Raw genomic sequence first — 16,492 nt, forward strand, 5'->3', positions numbered from 1 at the left:
GGCACGGTGGGGGAGTGCCCCGCGTCAGCCGACATGACCTGACACCGGCCGGTCACGTTCACCGGCCGCGTCGCGTTCCCTGTCCCGTCCGTCGCCCTGCCGTGAACAGGTGAGGAGGTCCGCCATGACCTCGGCACGTGCTTTCGACCCGCTCGGCGAGGACCTCGCCGACCCCTACCCCTATCTGGCACTGATGCGGCTCAGCCGGCCTGTCTTCTACTCCTCCTTCCACGAGGCGTGGTGCGTCACCCGGCGGGAGACGGTGGAACGTGTCGCACGCGACACCCGCACCTTCTCCAGCGGACCGGTTGCCACCCGGCCCCGCAGACTTCCCCCGGTGGCGGAGGCGTACTCGGCGAAGTTCTTCGACAGCGCCCCGCCGCTGCCCTTCCTCGACTCCCCGCAGCACGGTCACGTCCGCGCGCGGGCGCTGCGGTGCCTGTCCCCCGCCGCGGTCGCCAGGGCCCAGGAGGCCCTGCACGCCGCCGTCGAAGCGCTCGTACCGCCCGGACCGCACCTCGACGGGTACGACCTCATCGGCAACTTCGCCTATCCCCTGGCGCTCACCACCACCCTGGTGGCACTCGGTCTGCCGGTGCAGGACCTGGCCCGGCACGATACCGGCCTGCGGGCCCACCACGCCCTGCTCCTGGCATGGCACAGGATCGACAACCACGAGGTGGAGGTGTTCGCGCAGAAGGCCGCGGCATGGCGGGAACACCTGCTGGAATGGGTGCGCCTGAACAGCACCGGTCCGGACACCGGTCTCGCCCGGTCGATGACCGGACCGGGGGCGGGGCCCGCGCTGACTCCGGAGGAGGTGGCGTCCCACGTGACAAGCATCCTCAGCGCCGGGTACGAGACCACCGCCCACGGTTTCGGGAACGTGTGCCGGCTGTTGCTGGCGAACGGGACGTGGGCGTCTGACAAGCCCTCGGCACCGATGGTCGAGGAAGCGCTGCGGCTCGACACGCCCGTCATGGCCCTGATGCGCGTTGCCCGGGCGGACGCGGAAGTGGGCGGGGTGACCGTCAGGGAGGGTGAGCGGGTGCTCCTGATGTGGGGCGCCGCCAACCGGGACGAGAGCGCCGCCGGTGACTGCCCGGACGAATTCCGCACGGACCGCCCCGCGCGCTCCTCCGTCACCTTCGGCACCGGCCCGCACTCCTGCATCGGGGCACCGCTGGCGCGCAGCGTCCTTTGCCACGCCCTCGACGTGTTCCGTGGGCGCTTCCCGAAGCTGTCGCTGGACGAAGCGGAGCCCGAGCGCGTGCCCCACGGCCAGTTGCGGGGCTTCGGCAGGCTCTCTGTCTCGGCGTGACGGTGCTCCTCCCTCCCGGTTGGGTCTGAGGCACATCCCGGTGTCCGGTGTACCGCGGACGTGTACGAGGGTGTCGCGAAGGAATGCCAGGTGGGCGCGCGACGGCAGTGGTGCACCGCATATCCGAACGGATGCGTCAGCTCGGATATGCGGAGACTTGGCGGGGCCCGCGGCCCCGTTCCAGAATCGCCGGGCGTCGGGTCCATCGATTGAGTAGCCGGTACCTATGTCGGCCACGGGGCGGATTTTTCCGGGGCCGGTCGTCCGGAAGGTCGCCGACGGCGACCAGAGCCGTGCCCCGGCGCGCGGGCGCGGCGACGATCTCGCTCGTGCAGGGGTATCCGGGGTCGGCGCGGTCGGCGGACAACTGGGGGCGGCGAGCAGCCGGTGCGCGAGGGACAGCCCTGTCGCGAGCCGTGCCTCGCGTCGGACGTTCCGTCCGGGCGGCTGCACGTCCGCACCGTCCTCCGGCTTCCGGCCGTGTCAGGGGCGGCTATCGGGCGGGTGACGTTGCGGCGGCGAACGCCGCACGTACCGCGCGCCTGCACCAGGTGATTCGGGTCAGGTACAGGTCGGGGTAGTCACCCGCGACCTGGCCCACCAGAGGGTAGAAGTCGTCCGCGACCCGTGTGGCGAGCAGGTCCCCGACGGCCGTGCGTACCGTCTCATCGTTCGGCTCGTCCTGCGCGCGCAGCGACGTGCAGAACAGCACGGCCGACAGGGCCCCCAGGTTGTGGTGGTCCGCGCTCCCGGTCACCCCTGCGTACACGGCGCTGGCTGTTTCCGTGGTCATCATCCGTCCCTCCTCGGTCCGGACTTCTGTTGCCGACGGCGGCCTCTCGGCCGTCCTTCCCTCTCAGCATCATGAGGACGCGGCAGCCGCACCTGAGTAACCACTGCCTGTTTCCGGGAATTTCCCTGAGGAGCGAGGGGCGGACCATTGAGCATCCAGTACTCATGCAGGCGTCCCTCCGGGAATTTGTAATGCAGAGGACCAGGACGAGAAGGGGGTGCGGCAATGGGACAGCCGACGAAGACGATGCCCGGACGATTCGACTACACCCAGGCGTGGCGCCCGAACGCCGCATGTGCGGGGCCGGGTATCGACCCGGAGCTGTTCCACGAACACGCCGGCGCCGGTGCCGTCGCCCGGGCCAAGGCGATCTGCCGGACGTGCCCCATCGTGGAGGCCTGCCTCGCCTTCGGGCTGCGTAACGAGAACTCCGGCATCTGGGGGGGGCTGACCGCCCACGAGCGCTACCGCATCGGGGGCAGGCGTCCCGCGGTGCGGAAGGGGTGACATCCGGACGACGGGCGGTGTCAGTGCTCGGGCAGCCGTGCATGGGCCGCTACGAGAGGGGGAAGGGCGAATGCCGCATCGGCGCCCAGGGCCCGTTCCCTGAGGGACACCGCACGATCGGCGTGGCAGGCGGCCGGCGCGTCGTCCGGCTGCGTGAAGTGGAAGTGGTGGTCGGTGTCTGCCGCGAGGTAGTCGTAGCCCTGCCAGCCGGGGCCGGCGCCCATGGGGGCCGACATCGCCAGGTGCGGAGCGGGGATGCCGGCCTTGAGGAACGCCGTGTGCAGCTCCAGCCCCATCCCGGCGCCGGGTGAGGACTGGGAGTCGGCGCGGGCCAGCAGGGGGGAGAGTCCCTCCAGGTCCGTGGGGTGCAGGGAGGAGGCGCCGGTGAGCCTGCGGTCGAACTCCTGGAAGGCGACCGTGCCACCGGGCCGCACGTAGCGGATGAGGCTGCGCAGCAGGTGGTCGGCCCGCGGCAGGTGCGCGAGGACCCACCGGCCCGCCACCGCGTCGTAGTCGCAGTCGAGGAAGGCGGACCGGACGTCCGTGTGGAGGAACTGGACGTTGTCCCGGCCCTGCTTGCCGGCCTCCTCACGGGCGATGGCGATCATCTCCGGATCGTGGTCCACCCCGAGCACCGATCCGCCCGGTCCGACCGCGTCGGCAAGGAGGAAGGAGAAGTCCCCGGTGCCGCTGCCGATGTCGAGGACCTTGGAGCCCTCGAGAATGCCCGCGGCGGCGAGCAGGGCGCGGGTGACGGGCTCGTAGAGGGTGCTCTGCAGGGAGATCCGGCTCAACCGATCCGGAGTGCTTGCCGACCTCCCGCCGTGACTCGAAAAATTTATCAACTCATTGTCATTTCTCTAAAAGAGACAATTCTTGCGCAATCATGGGCAGGCTATTCAATCAAGGTCGTGAGTAGTCGGTACTCAACCCGACGGCACCTCGACCGCCCGTGACCCCGGCGAGAACTGGTGGAACGGAGGATTGCGTCACGATGAACGGAAGAAGCGAACTGCCGATGAGTGAAGAGGAATTCAATGATCCGGGAATCAACCCACCCGCCGCCGAACGGGCCGCGATGCTGGAGTACGTATCCTCACTCGTGCTGGGTCACCTGGACGAGGTGAACACCCGGCCGATCGTGCCGATCGCGACGCCCGCGCAGATGCGGGAGCGAATAGCGGGCTACGACTTCGCGGAACCCCTGCCGTGGGCCGAGGTCCTCGACGACGCCGCTGCCATGCTCACCGAGTGGAACCTCCACACCAAGCACCGCCGGCACTTCGGGCTCTTCAACCCCCGCCCGGCCTACTCCGCGGTGCTGGGCGACATGATGTCGGCCGCCTACAACCCCCAGCTCGCGGCCTGGTCGCACGCACCGGGTGCGGTGGAGATCGAGGCGCACCTGATCCGGTACCTGGGCTCCCTTGTGGGATACCCGGCAGATGCGGCGGCCGGATCGTTCACCAGCGGAGGTGCCGAGGCGAACCTCACCGGTCTGCTCCTCGCGCTCTCCCGGCGCTTTCCCGCGGTCGCCGAGGGCGGCGTGCGAGCGCTGCCGGGCCGGCCGGTGTTCTACGCGAGTGCGGAGAGCCATCTGGCCTGGCTGAAGATCGCCCATTCCACGGGGCTGGGCCGCGACGCGGTCCGGCTCGTGCCGGTCGACCGCGCCCTGCGGATGGACGTGCGCGAACTCGGGCGCCTGATCGAGGCGGACACGGCCGCGGGGCACCTTCCCTTCCTCGTGGCGGGGACGGCGGGCACGACCAGCGCCGGCGTCGTCGACCCGCTGCCCGACATCGCGAGGACGGCGCGCGAGCACGGGCTGGCCTTCCACGTGGACGCGGCCTGGGGCGGGGCCGCGCTCGTGTCGCCGAAGCTCCGGGGCGTCCTCGCCGGCATCGAGCAGGCGGACTCGGTGACCATCGACGCGCACAAGTGGCTGTCCGTACCGCTCGGCGCCGGCGTCTTCGTCTGCCGTGACCTCGAGGGGCTGCGCCGGGCCTTCCGGGTCTCGGCGGCCTACATGCCCGCGGCGGTGGACGAAACGGTCGATCCGTACTCGTCGAGCAACCAGTGGTCGCGCCGGTTCGTGGGGTTGCGGTTGTTCACCGCGCTCGCGGTGTCGGGACGGCCCGGGTTCGCGTCCATGGTGGAGCACCAGAGCGCCATGGGGGAGCGGCTGCGGTCGCTGCTGGTCCGTGCGGGATGGAGGCTGGTCAACACCACGGCCTTGCCCGTCGTCTGCTTCACCGGGCGGGGGCTCGACACGGGGCAGGATGCGGCGGCCCGCCTCGAGCGCGTCGCGGCCCGGGTCGTGGAGCGCGGGAACTGCTGGATATCGGCTACGCGGCTGAACGGGCAGCCGGCGCTCAGGGCCTGCGTCACGAGCTTCGAGACGACCGAATCAGACGTGGCGGCCCTGGTGCGGGAACTCGACAAGGTGCTGGCCGGAAGGTGAGGAGCCGGTCTCAGGCGGTCGAAAGGCGGGCCCACCGCGTGGTCCCGCAGTCCGCCGGTTCGGCGCCCGTGTCGTCGGCGACGGCGGTCACGAGGAGCAGGCCCCGCCCGTGCTCGTCGTCGGGCAGCGGGGCGCGGGCGGCGGCCGCGGCGCCGCCACCGTCCGTCACGCCCACCCACAGATGCCGGGTCTGCGGTTCGTGGCGCAGGTGGAGCACGACCGGCGGGGCGGCGTGGAGTACGGCATTGGTCACCAGTTCCGAGACCACCAACCGCAGGTTGTGCGTGGTGTCCTGGCCCAGGTGCCACTTACGGGTGGCCGAGACTGCGGTGCGCCGGGCCGCGGAGACGGACTCCAGTTGGTGGGGGAAGTGCCAGCTCGTTCTGGTCGGTGGCTCGTCCTCGGCCCCGGGGCTGCCAGGAGCGGACGGTATCGCGTCAACCAGATCGTCGTGTCGCGCCGTATGCACCGTGCATCACATCCAGGTCGTCGTGGGCTGTCCACAGGGCCGCATTTCCGGCCTCTTCCACGATGGCCCGAAATGGCGAGGCGCAAATGAGCAAGAGCTACCCAAATCGGCCCGCTGCTGCGGGGGCAGAAGGGGTGTCAAGTTCGCGTGGGGAGGGAGGTGCCGGAGGGGTGGGCGGGGACGGGACCGTGGCAGACGGCCGCGAACGGCGGCGGGCGGCGGTGCGGATGTCCGAGCCGGTCCGTGGGACTGGAGCGATCAATATGACAAATGAGGTGATCTGTCGATTCGCCCGTTCGGGATTTCGTCAATCGATTCCCGCAACAGCGATCTTTCAGTATCTTTGGGGCGGCGCGGACCCGCATCAGCCGCGGAAACTCTCTCTCCTGCCGGAGTAGGTGCGGTTGCGTGAGCGGCAGCAGGAACCGGACTGTGCCGTTCTGGCGAGGGTAAGGAGATGGGGCGACGTCGCGTCGGCGAGGCGCCCAAGTTCAGATGACGCGGGCCGGTCACATCGAGTGCCAGACGAACTGGAGTGCCGGTCCCTGCTTGGAGGAATCGATTATGCGAGGCCGAGACGGCAGTGGGACTTGGCCGTTGGTCGGGCGGCAGGCGGAACTGAGCCTGTTCGTCTCCCTGCTCAAGGACAAACACAGCCACGGGCTCGTCATTTCCGGTGGCGCAGGGGTGGGCAAATCGCGTCTTGCGGAGGAGTGCCTGGCCAAGGCGTCGGCGGCGGGATTCTCCGTGGCGCGTGCCGCGGCGTCGAGCGCCGCGGCCTCGGTTCCGCTGGGCGCTATCGCCCATCTCGTTCCGCCGGGCGTGTCCCTGTCGGACCCGGCCACCGGCTTCGCTCGCATGGCCGAGGAGCTGCGGGGGGAGGACAACCGCCGGTGGGTCGTCCTGGTTGATGACATGCACCTGCTCGACGCCACCTCCGCGGCCCTGCTGAAGTCCCTGATGCAGGACGGCGCCGTCCGGCTGGTGGGCACGATCCGTGCGGACGAACCCATGCGCGATGCCGTGGCCTCCCTGCTCCAGGGTGACTCCGTCAGCCGTGTCCACCTCCAGGTCCTCACGGAGGAGCAGGTCGCGACCCTGCTGCGCAACGCGCTCGGCGGTCCCGTCGGTTCGGCGACGGTGCGCCAGCTGTTCACGTCGTGCAACGGCAACGTGCTCTACCTGAAGGAGATCGTCACGGGCTCGCTCGCGGCCGGCACCCTCGCTTCCGACGGCGAGGTCTGGGAGCTGACGGAACGTTCCTTCACCGGAACTCCGCGGCTCACCGAACTCATCGAGTCCCGCCTCTCCGGCGCGGGCAGTGCCGCACGGCCTGTCCTCGAACTGCTCGCCCTGTGCGCCCCGGTGCCCGAGCAGGACGTGCGTGAAGCCTCCCCATCGACCGGTACCCTCGATGAACTCGTCGAGGCGGGTCTCGTCCGCATCACGAAAGACGGCAACCGGTCCGCCGCCCAGCTGACGCACCCCCTGTACGGGGAGATCCTGCGGGCGAGACTGCCCACCCTGCGCCGGCGGGCCATCCTCACCGAGCAGGCCGCCCGCTTCCGGCGGCACGGCGCGCGCCGGCGTGACGACGCACTGCACATCGCCTCCTGGACGCTCGCGGCCACCGGCACGGCAGACTCCGAGCTGCTCATGCGGGGTGCGGAACTCTCCCGCTTCGCGCATGACTACGAGCAGGTCGTCACCCTGCTCAGCGTCGTCCCGCCCGACGAGCTGACCGTCCGCAGCCGCATCCTGCTGTCCGAGGCACATGCCCAGGCGGGCCGGCTGGACAAGGCGGAGGCCGAGCTGGCCGAGGCGGAATCGCGGGCGCAGTCCGAGGACGACCGGCTCGCCGTCGCCCTCGCCACCACGTGGAACGTGTACCTGCCCGCCGGGCGCGTGACCGAGGCGCTCGCGGCGAACGAGCGGACGCGGGCCTACGTGTCCACCGAGCGCGGCAAGCGGGTGCTGCGGGTCAACGAGGGGGCGATCCGGGCCGCTTCCGGACGTCCTGCCGACGGGCTGATCCTGTTGGAGGACCTGGAAGCCGACATCCGGGAGTCGCTGGACGTGAACGTCTGGGTCCGGGGGGCGCTGACCCGGACCGAGGTGCTCGCGCTGACCGGACGGTCGCAGCAGGCAGTGGAATGGTCCGAGACCGCCCACCGGTCGCACCTCACGGTCACCGAGTCGTCCCTGACCCCGCACCCGGCGCTGCACTTGGCCGTCCGCGCCGCGGCCCAGGCTGAGTCCGCCGGCCTGGAGGAGGCGCGGGCCACCGCCCTGGAGGCCTTCCGGCAGGTCATGGACGACATGGTCGACCTGCCGCGGGCCGTGGTCTCGCTCCAGCTGGGACGGATCGAATGGCTCGCCGGCCGCGTGGTCACCGCCCGCCGCTGGTACGCGGAGGCAGCTGTCCTGGCACGGGCCCACGGACTGACGCACGTGGTCCCGCTCGCCCTGGCCGGCCTGGCCGCGGCGGCTGCCGTGCAGGGTGACGTGGCATCGGCGGAGCGGGCTCTGAGCGACAGCGAGGAGTTCCCCGAGAGCCGGCTGTTCGGAGCCGAGCCCTTCCTCGGTGCGGCCTGGGTCAACGCCGCCCGCGGACGGCTGACCCAGGCCCGGGACGTGCTCGCCGCCGGAGTGGACAAGGTGGCCGGCAAGGGTCTGACCACCCTGGAGGCGATGCTGCTGACCGAGTCGGCACGCCTGGGCGGGGCCGCTGCGGTCGCCCGGCGACTGGCGGAGCTGGCTCCGGGGGACGAAGGGCTGTTCACCGCTGCACGGGCCAAGTTCGCGGAGGCGCTGGCCGGCGGCAAGCCGGACCTGCTCATGGACGCCTCCCAGGACCTCCAGGACGCGGGCGCGTTGCTGCTGGCGGCCGAAGCGGCCAGTGCGGCGGCGGCGGGGTGGACCAGGCGCGGGCGGCCCCATCCGACGAAGTCCGCCGCCCAGCGCGCCAAGGAACTGAGCGCCCAGTGCGAGGGGGCGCGGACCCCGCTGCTCACCACGGCCGAGGCCTCCGCCGCTCTCACGGCCCGGGAGACGGAGATCGCGCTCCTCGCCGGCGATGGCATGAGCAGCAAGGACATCGCGGACGCCCTCGGTCTGTCGGTGCGCACCGTGGACAACCACCTGCAGCGCGTCTACAACAAGCTCGGGGTGACCACCCGGCGCGAACTGGCGCATGCGCTGGACCTCAAACGCCGCGGCCCGGGCGGACGTGGCACCCGCTCGAGGACGTGACCACGGCGGCCCGGCGCCGTCCGTCTACACGCCGGGCCGCCCGCCGTCGTCCTCACGACGCTTGCGGCGGGACCGTACGGTTTGCATCCTCTTGGCCAGGTCCCACAGATTCCGGTCCTCGTGTACCGAGTAGTTCGCCTCGATCATGCCGACATAAAGGATGTCGATGGTCGGCATGGAGAAATTACAAGTGCAGCTGGGCTTGTGGACGGCAGGTTCACTCACGGCTGTCTACCTCCTGTGGCGGAAATTGCCGGTGCCATGATGTTCGCGGCGGATCGTGAGTGCGGAGTGAGCAGATCATACTCACTTGGTTCGGCCGCTCCGACGCGATGCGTGCGATGGACCGGAATCGTCGGCGATCGGCCGCGGGGGCGTTACGGGGGGAGTACCCGCTACTCACTGCACGGCGATTTCGACGCAATAGAATCGGACCGGCGCAAGGTGCGATCGTCATATGCTCGCCCACCCCTCCTGCGCCCGTAGGGCCGAGAGAGCGCTCCCAGGCGTCTCGGTCCTACGCCTCAACCCCGGCCGGGCCGGCCGGCGCAATTGCCGGCCCCGCCGCGGGCTGAGTACCGGATACTCATGCTGGAGCGGCCCGTGATGGACACGCTGTAGTTCTGCGGCATTCTCGGAACGGTTAACGCGGCATTAGGGGTGTGCGAATGATTTCGCTCGGGGTCGGCTATGGCGGAGAATGACGAAAGCGGCGCTGCTCCGCGCAAGTATATCGAAATGCATCTGCTCTTGACGTGGTGGGTCTCCGATGACCGCCGGGTGCCGATCATCGGTCGTTTCTCCTACTGCGCGGACGATCCGTTTGCGGCGGAGATAGAATTCATCCCGCACGACTGCCAGGGCACCCGGTGGAGGGTCGCCCGGGACCTCCTCGACGTCGACTCCGGGGTGTCCGGCCCCGGGGACGTGCAGGCCTGGGCCGGTAACGGCACCGGCGGGGAGCGGACCGTCTTCCTCTCCGTCGTCTCGGACGGCTGGAGTGCGCTGTTCGAAGCACCCCGAACCCCCTTGCGCGCGTGGCTGTCGGCGACGTACGACCTCGTGCCCGCGGGCACCGAGGGCGACCGCATCGACTGGGACAGGCACCTGGAACAGCTGCTCGGCTGACTCAGCTCAGCAGCGCCGCCACCGTCGGCACGGTGGCGGCGCTGCTGACCGTCACGAGCAGCCAGACGGTCTTCATGCGGCTCACTCCGGTGTGCCGCACCGTCATGCCCAGCACCGTCCATACCCTTGGAGACGGACACCACGGACTCAGGCTCCCGGACGTGGGGCGCGGCCAACAGCGCGGCGTCCACCATCGCCGAGGCGAACCGCTCCACGGACAGCCGGGCCGGGAGCGCCTGTCCCGTCACCGCGACCAGGGCGGGAACGACGCCCGCGGTCCGGACCGCCGGGCAGGGGCGGTCGCGCACTGCTGGTGCCGTCCGGTCGGTGCCGGGCAGGGACCGTCGTCACGCTTCCCGGGTGGGGACGGGAGTCCTCCCCGCACAGCAGGGTGGCGATGAGTGCGGCGGAGGGTTCGCGCGCGCTCGGTCCGGCGTGCCGAAGTTCGTCGCACTGCGCCCTGGCCTGGTCCTCGTAGAAGGATCGCTCGTCGTCGTGCGTGCCCGGCCCGTAGGTCACCGCGAGGAGGAGCCGGCCGGGGCGGCGGGCGAGGTGCAGGCGCAGCGGCGTGGCACCCAGGGCGATGGCCGCCCGTACGAGAACGCCGGTCAGCGGTACCGCCCGGAGCATGGCGTCCGGACCCGGCCGCCACAGGCGCAGCACCCCTTCGACCTGGAGCCGTGCCTCGTCCGCCGCCCACGCGACGGGACGGACGTCCCAGAGGAGCGCCGGGCCGAGCACGCCGCAGGTCGGCGGCAGCGGATGCAGTGCGTGCGGGCGTGCGGAGCGCGGCGCAGCCGCATCCGCCGCGGCAGGGGTCGCGGAAGCAGGGGGGAGGGTCACGGTCCCAGTCAACTGCGGGCGCCGGCCGCCGCCGTGAGCAATGGCTGCCCAACCGCAGCCCTTCCGATCCGGTCGGCCCGGTTGCGTGCTGGGCATCGAATACTCATGCCCGGCCGACCGGCGGGCCGTGACCATGTCCGAGTGCCGCACACCCTGGAGGCGGCGCAGGCGCGGCCGGTGCGTCCGGCCGACTCCTCCGACAGCTGCGGTGACTGGAGCCCGGATGAAGTTCGGCGTGCATTTCCTCCTTCCCTGCGGTAGCGGCCAGACGCCTTCCGCCCGGTACCGGGACGCGCTGGCCCAAGGCCGGCTCGCAGAGGACCTCGGCTTCGAATCGGTGTGGCCCGCCGAACAGCACACGGTCCCCACGCAGTCCGTGCTCTCCTGCCCGACGGTGTTCCTCGCCGCCCTGGCTGCGCGTACGGAAAGCATCCGCCTCGGTACCGCCATCGTCCAGCTGCCGCTCTTCCATCCGCTGCGGGTGGCCGAGGAGATCTGCACGCTGGACGTGATCAGCGGCGGCCGGGCGGAGCTGGGGGTGGGGCGCGGCACCCACCCCGCGCACTACGCGGGCTTCGGAGCCGACCTCGCGGAGAGCCGGGAACGGCTGGAGGAGGGACTGGACTACCTCCGTGCGGCGCTGCCGGGCCGGCCGTTCGACTTCCACGGCCGCCACTACACGGCCGAGGGCACCCAGGTCGTCCCCGAACCTGTCCAGCCCGGCGGGCCGGCCGTGCGGCTGGCCGCGAACAGCGTGGACAGCTTCCGTGCGGCGGGCCGGGCGGGGATGCCCGTCCTGACGGCCATCCACATCAACCCCCCGGCCGTGCTGGCCGGCCATCTCGAGGCGTACCACGCGGCCCGCGCCGAGGCCGGGCACCCGGCCGCGGCACCGGACGACATCACGGTGCTCGCACCGACGTTCACCGCGGAACGCGAGGAGGAAGTGGTACGGCTCATGGGGCCGGCGGTCGACCACTACGCGGCGCTGATGCGGAGCAACCTCACCACCGTCATGCGGCGTTCAGGCGATCCGGACGGTTTCTTCACCCGGCTCCTGTCCGGGCTTGACCGGCTCGACCTGGGCTCCATGCGCACCGAACAAGCCGTCTTCGGCACGCCGGAGACCTGTGCCGGGACGCTGGCCTCGCTGGCGGAGCGGCTGGGCACGGGGCGGTTCCTCGCGTGGTTCGACTTCGTCGGCACGACGCCGGCCGCCGACGTCGAGCGATCCATGCGCCTGTTCGCAGCGGAAGTGGCCCCCCGCCTCGCGGAGCGCTCCAAAACCCTCGCCTCCGGCGGCTGACGGCACACCGCACCGTCCGCCGGCGCCGGGCAAGGCGGGGACAGCCGTCTCTGGGTACGTCTTACTCAGGCGCCGGCGGCCCACCGGCCCCAGGATGGGCGACCGGTCCGTGTTCCTGCCGGCGTCACGCGGCCGGCAGGGGCGGGACATCCGGAACGAGAGGAGACGGCAGTGGCCAGAGCGGTGATCCGATTGGACAGAGTCCGGTGCCGGGGGACCGGGCTGTGCGCCGCCATGTCGGAGCGGCACTTCGAAGTGGACGCCTCCGGTACCGGCCGCGTGCGAACGGCCGAAGTCTCGTCCGAAGCCGACTACCTCGAAGTGCTCTCCATCGCCGAATGCTGCCCCACCGAGGCCATCACCGTCACGCCGTCGGGGCCGGATTCCGAGGTCCGGCCGGCCGGACAGCAGCCCGCGGGATAAGGGCGTACGGCCTGGCAACCAACACCCGGCACATGCCGCAGGGAGTGGCCGGATCGGCACGGAGGGCTACCGCCGCACCTTGCGGCCGGTAGAGCGCCCTCTTTACAGTCCTGGACCAGTGGTCGGACCACTGAACCAGTGACAGTCGAGGGGGCATACTTGCACAGGCACACCGACGCCGGGGTGGCACGTCCGTCCGGCGTGACCGGCATGACACCCCGGCCCGCTCTGCCCGACACGGTCAACATCGCCACATGGCAGCTGATGGCCCTGCGGCGCGCGCTGGGTACCCTCGTCGCGGTCGGGGCGGCCGCTTCGGCCGAGGCCGACCACAAGCGCGAGATGCACCGCCGGCTGGACACCCTGGGCCGGGCCCGGGGTGACGAAGCGGTCCAGTGGGCGACCCTGCGTGTCCTGCTTCTGCTCGCCCGCGTGACCCGGATCGACGGACTGCTGTCCCTCACCCTGAACGTCGACGAGGCGTGCACCCCGCTGTACCGCGCCACATCCGCGTTCTTCCGTAACGGCACGGTCGCCCGTGACCGTCTCAAGCCCCTCGCGGACGCGGTGCGCGCGAACGACCCGGGAGCCGCGCGCCGAGCCGCCGACGACTACTTCTCCGCCACCGAGGCACTGATGCTCGCGGGGCTCGCATGACCGCGCCGACCGCCCAGCAGACGGCAGGCAGTCCCACGGGACGGGGCACCCGCTTCCGGGAGACCATGACGGGCACCACCGAACTGCCGGGCGAGTCCCGGCCGCGCCCCACCCGCCTCCACCTCACGGCGACAGCAGCGGAGGTGATGCGCCCGCACCGCACGACGACGGCGGCCGTCACGGGGCGGATCCGCATCGCGGGTTGGGCCGAGGACGCCGAGGTCACCGGGGAACTGGAGATCTCGCCCCTCGCCCGCCGCCGGATCCGCTACCGCCTGGAGTTCACCAATGCCCAGGGTCGCGCCATCACCCTCGACGGATGGAAGTCCGTCAGCCTCCGCAGCCCCCTGCGGTCGATGACCGTGCTGCCCTACTGCCTCTACCGGCGCGGCATCCCGGTCGGCCGTGGCACACTGCGCCTCCCGCTCGGACAACTGCTCCCTTTCCTCGTCGGCTTCCGCTTCCCCGCCACGACCTCCGCCATGAACGCCCCGCGCTGGCAGGGTGCCCCGGGACGGCTCGACGTCTGGTACACGACCCTCACCGATCCCGTGACGGGAACCGGCGTCTGGCTCCACCACGAGCTGGTCGCCCCGGCGGACGGCGGACCACCGCACGCGCACGGCTGGGCCGCCGTCTTCCCCCGGCAAGGACCGGTGCGCCACGCGCGGTTCGGCCCCGCCCCCTGGGCCCCGGAGGCCGCGGGATTCACCTCGCCGGAGGCCTCGTACACGGCAGGACGGCTGCGCGGCAGCGCAGGCGACATCTCGTGGGACCTCACAGAGCGACCGTCCGGCGATCCTGTGTTCACCTTTCCGCGCTGGTGCTGGCGCTGGCCGCTGCTGCCCGCCGCGCAGGTCCTGCCCGCCGCCCGTGCGCTCTACGACGGCACGCTCACCATCGCCGGCGTGAGCACCGAACTGGCCTCCGCGCCCGGCGCCTCCGCACGCATCTACGGGCACGGGTACGCACGCCGGTGGGGCTGGCTGCACGCCGACCTCGGCGGGGGCGACGTCCTGGAGGTCGTCGCCGCGGCCTCCGACCGGCCCGGTACCCGTGCCCTGCCTCCTCTGGTGTTCCTGCGGTTGCGCCGCGCCGGCCGGACCTGGCCGCGGCGGGCCGAGCGCACCGCCATGGGCTGGGCGGGATGGGGACGCTTCCGCGCGGAACTCGGCCGCCCCGTCTGGCGGGTCCGCGGAAGGGCGGGCCTGCGCCGGGTGCGCGTCGAGGTGACCCTGCCGCCCGGACGCACCCTGACCCTGCCCTACCGCGACCCCGACGGCTCCGGACTGACCTGCCACAACAGTGAGTCCGCCGACGCCACCGTCGTCCTGGAACGCTGGTGGGGGCGGTGGCGGGAGGAGCGGCGCTGGGTGCTGGACGGGACTGCGCACGCGGAACTGGGGGAGCGGTGAGGAGCCGCACGGAGGCCGACCGCACCGCGTTCGGCGGACTGGCCCGGGCCCTGCTCGCCATGGAGGAGGAATCGCCGGGCTTCGCGAACGCCCTCGACCTGATGCTCGACGCCGTACCGGCACCGCATCGCACGGCACTGCGCGCCGCGGGACGAGGCTTCGACCTGCTGGCCCGCGGCCGGTACGGCGCGGGCGTCGGCCGGCTCCCGCCGCGGGAGCGCGAGGCCCTCCTGCGGTCCTTGGCCTCCCGGCCGACCGTCGCCCACCTCCTCGATCTGCTCAAAATGCCCGTCCTCCTGGCCGCGGGCGCCGCGGCCGTCGGAGCCGCCGCCGGCGGCGCGCGTGCCGGGCTGCCGGACGACCCGCCACTGGAGTGCGCACCCCTGCACACGCTGCCGCGCTGCTCGGTGACCGATGCCGTAGTGGTGGGGTCGGGCGCGGGCGGCGCGATGGCCGCCCGCACCCTGGCCCGGGCCGGTCTGCGCACGGTGGTGCTGGAGGAGGGCGACCATCACAGCACCCGTTCCTTCCGGGACCGCCCCGTGCTAGAGCGTTTCAGCGGGCTCTACCGCGACGGCGGTGCGACCTTCACCCTGGGACGTGTACCGCTCCTGCTGCCCACCGGGCGCGCCGTGGGAGGCACTACCGTCGTCAACGCCGGTACCTGCTACCGCACGCCACGGCACGTCGTGCGTGCCTGGACCGCGGACAGCGGGTTCGAGGCGGCCGAACGACTGGAGGAATGCCTCGACGAGGTGGAGATGAGCCTCCAGGTGGGACGGCAGCCCCTCGGCCTCGTCGGTCGCAACGGTGAACTGGCCCTGCTGGGTGCGCGCAGGCTCGGATGGCGCTCCGAACCCCTGCTGCGCAACGCGCCCGGGTGCCGGGGCGCGGGGGAGTGCGTGGCCGGCTGCCCGAGCGGCGCGAAGCAGAGCGTGCAGCTGTCCCTACTGCCGGAGGCCTGGGCGGCCGGGGCCCGGGTGGTCACGGGGGCACGTGCCGAGCGGATCCTGGTGGAGCGGGACGGGCCCGGCGGACCCAGAGCGGTCGGTGTCCGGGCCGCGGACGGGGCCGGGCACGTCGTGGAGATCATGGCGGACCTGGTCGTCGTCGCGGCGGGTGCGCTGCAGAGTCCGGCCCTGCTGCGCCGCTCCGGACTGGGAGGGCATCCCGGTACGGGTCGCAACCTCAGTGTCCATCCGGCGGTCAGCGTGGCCGGTCGCTTCGCCGAGCCCGTGGTTGGTCGGCCCGGTGCCTTGCAGAGCGTGTCGATGGAGGAGTTCCACGCGGACGGCGTGCTCGTCGAGGCTACGACGGCACCCCCGGGCATGACCGGCTTCGTCCTGCCCGGCGTCGGCGGGGAGCTGCGGGAAGAGCTGGAGCGCGCCGGGCGCCTGGCGACCTTCGGCGCGATGGTCGCCGACCTGCCGTCCGGCCGGGTGCTCGGCAGGGACCGGGTCCTGGTGCGCTACGACCTGTCCCGGCGGGACGCGGGCCGGGTGCGGCAGGCCATGGAGGCGGTCGCGTCAATGCTGTTCGCGGCCGGTGCCGACGAGGTGCTGACCGGCATCGCAGAAACCCCCCGCGTCCATTCGCCCGCGCGGATGGCGGACGTGATGGCGAACCTCCCGGTCGGCAGACTGCACCTGTCCGGGTTCCACCCCTCGGGAACGCTGGCCGCCGGCGGCGACCCGGAGCGGCATCCGGCGGACCGGCGGGGCATGCTGCGGGGCGTGCGGGGCGTGCTCATCGCGGACGGCTCGCTCCTGCCCTCCTGTCCGGAGGTCAACCCTCAACTGAGCATCATGGCGGCGTCCCTGGCGGTATGCCAGGAATATCTGGCATAGCGGTGGCCGGCCATCCGCCGTAGGGCGGTCACACCGGGCCGCCCTTCCGACCGGTCCGGTGTGACTTGCG

Annotated in this window: 14 protein-coding genes; 10 read left to right on the forward strand and 4 right to left on the reverse strand. The window is 71.8% G+C overall.

The genetic code is table 11. The annotated features are described in order from the left end of the window. The first annotated feature begins 124 nt into the window (after positions 1–124). Positions 125–1,321, forward strand: a complete 1,197-nt coding sequence (locus tag ACZ6CZ_RS31615) for a cytochrome P450 (protein WP_469028031.1) — start codon at positions 125–127, stop codon at positions 1,319–1,321. A 493-nt stretch (positions 1,322–1,814) separates the two neighbouring features. On the opposite strand, the gene ACZ6CZ_RS31620 is transcribed toward ACZ6CZ_RS31615, so the two are convergent. Then, positions 1,815–2,114 (reverse strand): hypothetical protein, encoded by a 300-nt coding sequence (locus tag ACZ6CZ_RS31620; RefSeq protein WP_469028033.1) that lies wholly within the window; start codon positions 2,112–2,114, stop codon positions 1,815–1,817. A gap of 225 nt (positions 2,115–2,339) precedes the next feature. Here ACZ6CZ_RS31620 and ACZ6CZ_RS31625 point away from each other — a divergent pair, with 225 nt between their 5' ends. After that, positions 2,340–2,621 carry a WhiB family transcriptional regulator gene (locus ACZ6CZ_RS31625; RefSeq protein ID WP_469028036.1) on the forward strand — a complete coding sequence of 94 codons (282 nt, stop codon included), beginning with the start codon at positions 2,340–2,342 and terminating at the stop codon, positions 2,619–2,621. A gap of 20 nt (positions 2,622–2,641) precedes the next feature. Here the strand turns inward: ACZ6CZ_RS31625 and ACZ6CZ_RS31630 are convergent, their stop codons facing one another. Further along, a complete protein-coding gene (locus tag ACZ6CZ_RS31630) occupies positions 2,642–3,415 on the reverse strand; it encodes a class I SAM-dependent methyltransferase (protein ID WP_469028038.1) in 774 nt (257 codons plus the stop codon). Positions 3,416–3,639: 224 nt separating this feature from the next. On the opposite strand from ACZ6CZ_RS31630, the gene ACZ6CZ_RS31635 reads away from it, so the two are divergent. Further along, the gene (locus ACZ6CZ_RS31635; protein ID WP_469028040.1) at positions 3,640–5,082 is read left to right on the forward strand and encodes a pyridoxal phosphate-dependent decarboxylase family protein; all 1,443 of its coding nucleotides are present in this window, start codon (positions 3,640–3,642) and stop codon (positions 5,080–5,082) included. 10 nt (positions 5,083–5,092) lie between these two features. On the opposite strand, the gene ACZ6CZ_RS31640 is transcribed toward ACZ6CZ_RS31635, so the two are convergent. Further along, on the reverse strand, positions 5,093–5,551 hold the full coding sequence (locus ACZ6CZ_RS31640) for an ATP-binding protein (RefSeq protein ID WP_469028043.1): 459 nt from the start codon (positions 5,549–5,551) through the stop codon (positions 5,093–5,095). Between the two features lie 597 nt (positions 5,552–6,148). Between ACZ6CZ_RS31640 and ACZ6CZ_RS31645 the strand changes: the two genes are divergently transcribed. Beyond that, a complete protein-coding gene (locus tag ACZ6CZ_RS31645) occupies positions 6,149–8,803 on the forward strand; it encodes a helix-turn-helix transcriptional regulator (protein WP_469028045.1) in 2,655 nt (884 codons plus the stop codon). A gap of 24 nt (positions 8,804–8,827) precedes the next feature. Here the strand turns inward: ACZ6CZ_RS31645 and ACZ6CZ_RS31650 are convergent, their stop codons facing one another. Next, on the reverse strand, positions 8,828–8,980 hold the full coding sequence (locus ACZ6CZ_RS31650; protein WP_469028048.1) for a hypothetical protein: 153 nt from the start codon (positions 8,978–8,980) through the stop codon (positions 8,828–8,830). A gap of 561 nt (positions 8,981–9,541) precedes the next feature. On the opposite strand from ACZ6CZ_RS31650, the gene ACZ6CZ_RS31655 reads away from it, so the two are divergent. From ACZ6CZ_RS31655 to ACZ6CZ_RS31680, 6 genes are all read left to right on the forward strand, one after another. Then, entirely contained in the window at positions 9,542–9,931 is a 390-nt protein-coding gene (locus tag ACZ6CZ_RS31655) for an SsgA family sporulation/cell division regulator (RefSeq protein WP_469028050.1), read from the forward strand. A 1,066-nt stretch (positions 9,932–10,997) separates the two neighbouring features. Then, the gene (locus ACZ6CZ_RS31660; protein ID WP_469028052.1) at positions 10,998–12,080 is read left to right on the forward strand and encodes an LLM class flavin-dependent oxidoreductase; all 1,083 of its coding nucleotides are present in this window, start codon (positions 10,998–11,000) and stop codon (positions 12,078–12,080) included. Positions 12,081–12,263: 183 nt separating this feature from the next. Then, complete coding sequence (locus ACZ6CZ_RS31665; protein WP_469028113.1) at positions 12,264–12,503, forward strand: ferredoxin; 240 nt, start codon at positions 12,264–12,266, stop codon at positions 12,501–12,503. A gap of 159 nt (positions 12,504–12,662) precedes the next feature. Then, the gene (locus ACZ6CZ_RS31670) at positions 12,663–13,160 is read left to right on the forward strand and encodes an FCD domain-containing protein (protein WP_469028055.1); all 498 of its coding nucleotides are present in this window, start codon (positions 12,663–12,665) and stop codon (positions 13,158–13,160) included. Then, on the forward strand, positions 13,157–14,575 hold the full coding sequence (locus tag ACZ6CZ_RS31675) for a hypothetical protein (protein WP_469028057.1): 1,419 nt from the start codon (positions 13,157–13,159) through the stop codon (positions 14,573–14,575). The genes ACZ6CZ_RS31670 and ACZ6CZ_RS31675 overlap by 4 nt, the downstream gene beginning before the upstream one ends. Continuing rightward, the gene (locus ACZ6CZ_RS31680; RefSeq protein ID WP_469028059.1) at positions 14,572–16,422 is read left to right on the forward strand and encodes a GMC family oxidoreductase; all 1,851 of its coding nucleotides are present in this window, start codon (positions 14,572–14,574) and stop codon (positions 16,420–16,422) included. The genes ACZ6CZ_RS31675 and ACZ6CZ_RS31680 overlap by 4 nt, the downstream gene beginning before the upstream one ends. The last annotated feature ends 70 nt before the right edge of the window (positions 16,423–16,492 follow it).

The sequence above is a fragment of the Streptomyces sp. NPDC041135 genome (genome assembly GCF_055592085.1).

What these genes read in the sequence shown, in the direction of transcription:
- ACZ6CZ_RS31615 (WP_469028031.1), top strand. Translation starts at nt 125, where the DNA reads ATGACCTCGGCACGTGCTTTCGACCCGCTCGGCGAGGACCTCGCCGAC.
- ACZ6CZ_RS31620 (WP_469028033.1), bottom strand. Translation starts at nt 2,114, where the DNA reads ATGACCACGGAAACAGCCAGCGCCGTGTACGCAGGGGTGACCGGGAGC.
- ACZ6CZ_RS31625 (WP_469028036.1), top strand. Translation starts at nt 2,340, where the DNA reads ATGGGACAGCCGACGAAGACGATGCCCGGACGATTCGACTACACCCAG.
- ACZ6CZ_RS31635 (WP_469028040.1), top strand. Translation starts at nt 3,640, where the DNA reads ATGAGTGAAGAGGAATTCAATGATCCGGGAATCAACCCACCCGCCGCC.
- ACZ6CZ_RS31650 (WP_469028048.1), bottom strand. Translation starts at nt 8,980, where the DNA reads ATGCCGACCATCGACATCCTTTATGTCGGCATGATCGAGGCGAACTAC.
- ACZ6CZ_RS31655 (WP_469028050.1), top strand. Translation starts at nt 9,542, where the DNA reads ATGCATCTGCTCTTGACGTGGTGGGTCTCCGATGACCGCCGGGTGCCG.
- ACZ6CZ_RS31660 (WP_469028052.1), top strand. Translation starts at nt 10,998, where the DNA reads ATGAAGTTCGGCGTGCATTTCCTCCTTCCCTGCGGTAGCGGCCAGACG.
- ACZ6CZ_RS31675 (WP_469028057.1), top strand. Translation starts at nt 13,157, where the DNA reads ATGACCGCGCCGACCGCCCAGCAGACGGCAGGCAGTCCCACGGGACGG.